The sequence below is a fragment of the Arenibacterium halophilum genome (genome assembly GCF_005938225.1).
Taxonomy (GTDB): domain Bacteria; phylum Pseudomonadota; class Alphaproteobacteria; order Rhodobacterales; family Rhodobacteraceae; genus Arenibacterium; species Arenibacterium halophilum.
In genome coordinates this window covers 1-4869 of sequence record NZ_VCPC01000012.1, presented here as the reverse complement: position 1 = coordinate 4869, position 4869 = coordinate 1, and the positions used below count along the sequence as shown (strand labels likewise).

General features: G+C 62.2%; 5 protein-coding genes. 1 reads left to right on the top strand and 4 read right to left on the bottom strand.

Annotated elements, in window-relative coordinates; genetic code table 11:
• Positions 1-93 precede the first annotated feature (93 nt).
• The 4 genes from maiA to FGK64_RS22300 all read right to left on the bottom strand — a co-directional run bounded on the left by maiA (position 94) and on the right by FGK64_RS22300 (position 4312).
• A complete protein-coding gene (maiA, locus tag FGK64_RS22050; RefSeq protein WP_138866017.1) occupies positions 94-741 on the bottom strand; it encodes a maleylacetoacetate isomerase in 648 nt (215 codons plus the stop codon).
• Positions 738-1433, bottom strand: a complete 696-nt coding sequence (locus FGK64_RS22045; RefSeq protein ID WP_138866016.1) for a fumarylacetoacetate hydrolase family protein — start codon at positions 1431-1433, stop codon at positions 738-740. The genes maiA and FGK64_RS22045 overlap by 4 nt, the downstream gene beginning before the upstream one ends.
• A 90-nt stretch (positions 1434-1523) precedes the next feature.
• Positions 1524-3155 carry a benzoate-CoA ligase family protein gene (locus FGK64_RS22305; protein WP_210236621.1) on the bottom strand — a complete coding sequence of 544 codons (1632 nt, stop codon included), beginning with the start codon at positions 3153-3155 and terminating at the stop codon, positions 1524-1526.
• A gap of 14 nt (positions 3156-3169) precedes the next feature.
• Positions 3170-4312 (bottom strand): FAD-dependent monooxygenase, encoded by a 1143-nt coding sequence (locus FGK64_RS22300; protein WP_171054201.1) that lies wholly within the window; start codon positions 4310-4312, stop codon positions 3170-3172.
• Positions 4313-4674: 362 nt separating this feature from the next.
• Between FGK64_RS22300 and FGK64_RS22415 the strand changes: the two genes are divergently transcribed.
• Positions 4675-4869 (top strand): hypothetical protein (locus tag FGK64_RS22415; protein WP_210236620.1); only part of this gene is annotated, 195 nt, incomplete at its 3' end.

Below are 4869 nucleotides of genomic sequence, written 5' to 3'. Positions count from 1 at the left end.
GAAACCGCAACAGAAGCCGCTGAATAGCGCAGTGCACTCATGGGCACCTGACCCTTGTTTGCGAAGGTCAGGTGCCCGGCCCGTCCGGCAAAATTATTCGGCGTCGGGCTGGTTGACCGGAGCGGCGTCGCGGAAGGCTTCGATGCCGTCGAGCCGCTCAAAGATCGCGGCAATCGTGGGCCACTGCCCAAGGTCGATTGCGAACCGGCGGTTGTTCCACACCTGCGCATAAAGACAGATATCGGCAAGGCTCGGGCGATCGCCATGACAGAACGTGCCGGTTGCCGCGCTGCCCGCCAGCTCGGTCTCGAGCGCGTCGAAGGTCAGCGTGACCCAATGGGTGAACCATGCCTTCTGCGCGGCGTCATCAGCACCGTATTGGTCGCGGATGTGAAACAGAACCCGCAGGTTGTTGAGCGGATGCACCTCGCAGGCGAGCATGTAGGCCAGAGCCCGCACACGCGCCCGCCCGTCGGGATCGCCGGGCAGCAGCGCCGGCTCTGGGTGGGTTTCCTCCAGCCATTCGATGATCGCCAGCGATTGGGTCAGGAATGTTCCATCCTCGCACTCGAGTGTCGGAACCAGCCCCTGCGGGTTTTTCGCAAGATACTCCGGTGTCCGTGTTTCGCCGTTGCGAAGCACGTAGGGTACGTAATCGTAGGCGATGCCCTTCAGGTTCAGCGCCGCCCGTACGCGGGTCGAGGTAGACGACCGAAAGAAGTTGTGCAGCCGCAAGGTCATTCGCGCGGCCCGATCTTGGTTTCAATGGTGCCAAGCCCTGCGATGGACACCACGCAGACATCGCCTTCGACCAATGGCCCGACACCGGCGGGCGTACCCGTCATGATCAGGTCGCCGGGCCGCAGCTCGATCGAGTGCGACAGGATCGAGATGATTTCAGGCACCGACCAGATCAACTCGGCAAGGTCTGCGTCCTGCTTGACCTCGCCATTGACGGTCAGCTTGATGGCGCCCGTATCGGGGTGGCCAACCTTGTCGACAGGATGCACCGGGCCGATCACGGCCGACCGGTCGAACGCCTTGCCGAAATCCCAGGGCCGGCCCTTGTCGCGCGCGGCCAGTTGCAAGTCGCGGCGGGTCAGGTCGTTGCCAATCGCATAGCCCCAGACATGCGAGAGCGAGTCGGCTTCGGCGATATTGCGACCGCCGGTGCCGATCACGGCAACAAGCTCGGCCTCGTAGTGAAAGTTCTCGGTCTCAGGCGGGTAGGTGACGGTTTCACCATCCATGACCACCGCATCCGCGGGCTTGGTGAAGAAGAACGGCGGATCGCGATCGGGATCCTTGCCCATCTCGCGGGCGTGCGCCGCATAGTTCCGTCCAACGCAGAAGATTCTGCGCACCGGCAAGCGGTCTTCGCTGCCATCAACGGCAACGCTCGGGATTGGTGCGGGGTCAAATACATATGACATTCGGAGCTTCCTTTTCTTTCGCGGCCTGTGCGCCTGCGGTCATGGCCGGGATCTCTGTCCCGGCCGTATCTGTTGGACAAACGGCGGCGTTCAGCCGCCCGCAGGCGTGTTTGCGACAGCCTGCCGGTCGATTTTGCCTGTGCCCGTTTTGGGAAGGTCATCGACATATTCGAAGATGCGGGGCGATTTATAAGGCGTCAGCTGTGATTTGACGTAATCGCGCAGCTTCAGTGTCTGGGCCTCGCCCGCGGCCGCGCCCGCTTTCAGGCAGACAACGGCCCGCAACGCCATACGGCGGTCTTCCAACTCATGTGCCAGCACGACACATTCGTGAATGTCGGGGTGTTCCAGAAGGCATCGTTCGACTTCAAGCGGGATGACCCACTGGCCCGACACCTTGATCAGATCATCGGCGCGACCTTGGAAATAATAATATCCGTCGCGTTCGACGAACCGGTCGCCGGTGTACAGCCATTCGCCCCGCATCGTGTCAGCCGTCTTGTCCGCCCGGTTCCAGTACTGCGGCGCGTTCGAGTGGCCACGGATCAGCATCACGCCATCTTCGCCCGGTTTTGCCGCTTCGCCGTCGGGGGTTTCTAGCCGGATCTCATACCCGGGAACGCGCGCACCGGCGGCGCCGATGCGATGATCGTCCAGCGCGTTCGAGATATAGACGTGCAGCACTTCGGTTGATCCCAAGCCCTCGGTCGGACCGTGACCGGTCAGGCGTTTCCAGGCGTTATAGACGTCTTCCGACAGGATCTCGGCGGCCGACATGGTCTGGCGGATGGATGAGAAATCGCGGGCCTCGACCCCTTCCGACCGGCACAGAGCCGTGAACAACGTCGGCAACCCCATGAAGACCGTGGGCCGATAGCGTTCGACCGCATCCAGCACCGCATCGGGGCGCGGTTGACCGGCCACCATCAGCGTGGTCGCGCCGCAGGAAAACGGAAACACCAGCGAATTCCCGAACCCATAGGCGAAATAGGCCTTGGGCACCGAATAGCAGATGTCATCTGGTGCAAGCCGGAGGATATGATCGCCAAAGCTTTGTTGGATATAGGCCATGTCGTGATGCAGGTGCACGATGCCCTTTGGCCGCCCTGTCGACCCGGATGAGTACATCCAGAACGCCATGTCGTCAGGGATTGTGTCGGCGCAGGCCAGTTCGGCGGGCTGCCCGTCAAGAAAATCCTCAACCGTGCGCCAGCCTTCGCCCTCGGCCGGGCCGTTCGCGACAACCGTCGTTTCGAGACGGGTGCCATTGACGGTTTCGCCGCGAAACGCATCCGCCAGCGCCGCATCGACCAATGCGATCCGCGCGCCGGTATCTTTCAGGAAAAAGTTCAGAACATCGGGCTTGGTCTGGATGTTCAGAAGAACCGGAACAAAGCCGGCCCGCACCGCGCCGTAAAAGGCCGCAGGAAAGACCGGCGTATCGTCCAGGAAGAAGGCGATACGCTCGCCTCGGGTCAGGCCCATGCGGCTGAAGGCATTGCCCCAGCGCCCAGCCTCGGCGATCAGTTCGGCGTAAGTCAGCGTGCCGCCCGGCCCGACCAAGGCCGTCTTGTCGGGGTTGCGCGACAGGTTCTGCCAGAGGATCTCGGAGCAGTTGGGATGGGCCGACTTGTCGAACCCGATTTCGACGGAACCGGGGGTATCCGCGGGTACGGGGTCGGTGATCGCCTCGGGGCTCGGCGTGTTCATTGACTGTGACATGGGGAACCTCCTCGTCAGTCCGAGAGCGACGTGTGTCGTTCGTATTGCGCCGCAAAGCCCGGTGCGATCTGGCGCAGCCGCTCTTCGGTCATCCGGCCCGAACGCATCAGGTAGTCATGCGCAAAATCCAGCGGGTCGAGCTTCATTTTCTCGCCGAAGCTGTCGTACCAGGCGGCCGAGGTGTTGGCGGCATCCACGATCTTGCGCGCGACGGGCGGCCGCTGCGTGTTGTAGGTGGCCAGCGCAGTTTCGATATCGGGGGAGTCGGCCAGCGCATGCACCAGCGCGATCGCATCTTCCATGGCCAGACGCGTCCCGGAGCCGATCGAGAAATGCGCCGTGTGCACCGCGTCGCCCAAAAGCGCGTACCGGCCTGCGCCCCAGGTGTCACACCAAAGCCGCGGGAACTGGCGCCACATGGATTTGTTCGTGACAAGCTGCGTGCCCTTCAGGACATCGGCGAACAGGTCGCTGCAGAACTTCGCGCTCTCGTCCTCGCTCATCTCGCCGAACCCATGTGCTTGATAGGTCGCATCCTCGCATTCGACGATGAAGGTGCTGCGGTCAGGCGCATAGCGGTAGTGGTGCGCGTTCATCGCGCCCTTGTCGGTTTCGATGAATGTCTGGGTCAGCGTATCGAAGGGAACCGTCGCACCGAACCAGGCAAAGTGGTTGTCGAAATAGTCGATGCTTGGCTGGAATTGCGCGTCCAGTTTCTGACGGACAAGCGAGTTCAGCCCATCGGCACCAATCACAAGGTCGGCGTCCAATTCGTCAAGGTCGGTGACCTGCGTGGCAAACCGGATCGGCACATCGAGCGCGCGCGCGCGGTCTTTGAGTATTTCGATCAGCTCGAGCCGGCCCACGGCGGTAAATCCCACACCGTCAAGGGTCACCGCGCCGCCGGGCAGGTTCAGCGTCATGTCCCGCCAGCGCTCCATGTGCGGAACGATCAGGTCGTGGGTTTCGGGGTCATCCGCCTTGAGAAAGCCCAACGCCTGATCCGAAAACACAACGCCGAAACCAAAGGTGGCCCCATCTGGGTTCTGTTCGGTCACGCGCACGCGCACGTCCGGCATCAAACGCCGGATCAGGATCGCGGCGTAAAGGCCGCCCGGTCCGCCCCCGAGAATATCGATGCTTGATGGTTTCGGCATGATCAAGTCCCCCCTGCTCCGTGTCGACCGGAACGTAAAAGAGTTTTGCGCAATATGCAAACACTAACGCAAAATGGAAAACATGCCATTGTGAAACCAGACATCACGGTGCTACGCCGGGCGCGCCCTAGGGTTCTGATTGCGTTGGAAATATCTGGCTCGATAGGGCGCCGGGACAGGCTCGCGAAACGCGCCGACCAGAATGGCAAACAGCGCATGAACGGTTACATCTGGCAGAATGCGACGTCAGAGTCGCCGAACGGCATCATCTGGCCAGGCGGCGCGCAGGGCCAAGACGCGATGAGCGCCGGTCGCCCGCGTTCAGCCTCTGTCGATAGGCGACAAAACGGCCAGGGTGATCCATGCGCCTGCGGGCTGGAATGTGTTCCGGCCTGCCCGCGTGGTTCCGTCGATTGTTGATCGGGATGCAGGCCAATGGAATGGCCGAGGGCGCGTGCACATCACACAAGCCCGAGGGTTTCACCGCGCGGCGCCGACATCAATCCGGGCCGCGCGGGAAACAGGCCGGTTTATTCAGCGGCTTCTGTTGCGGTTTG

What these genes read in the sequence shown, in the direction of transcription:
- maiA (WP_138866017.1), bottom strand. Translation starts at nt 741, where the DNA reads ATGACCTTGCGGCTGCACAACTTCTTTCGGTCGTCTACCTCGACCCGC.
- FGK64_RS22045 (WP_138866016.1), bottom strand. Translation starts at nt 1,433, where the DNA reads ATGTCATATGTATTTGACCCCGCACCAATCCCGAGCGTTGCCGTTGAT.
- FGK64_RS22305 (WP_210236621.1), bottom strand. Translation starts at nt 3,155, where the DNA reads ATGTCACAGTCAATGAACACGCCGAGCCCCGAGGCGATCACCGACCCC.
- FGK64_RS22300 (WP_171054201.1), bottom strand. Translation starts at nt 4,312, where the DNA reads ATGCCGAAACCATCAAGCATCGATATTCTCGGGGGCGGACCGGGCGGC.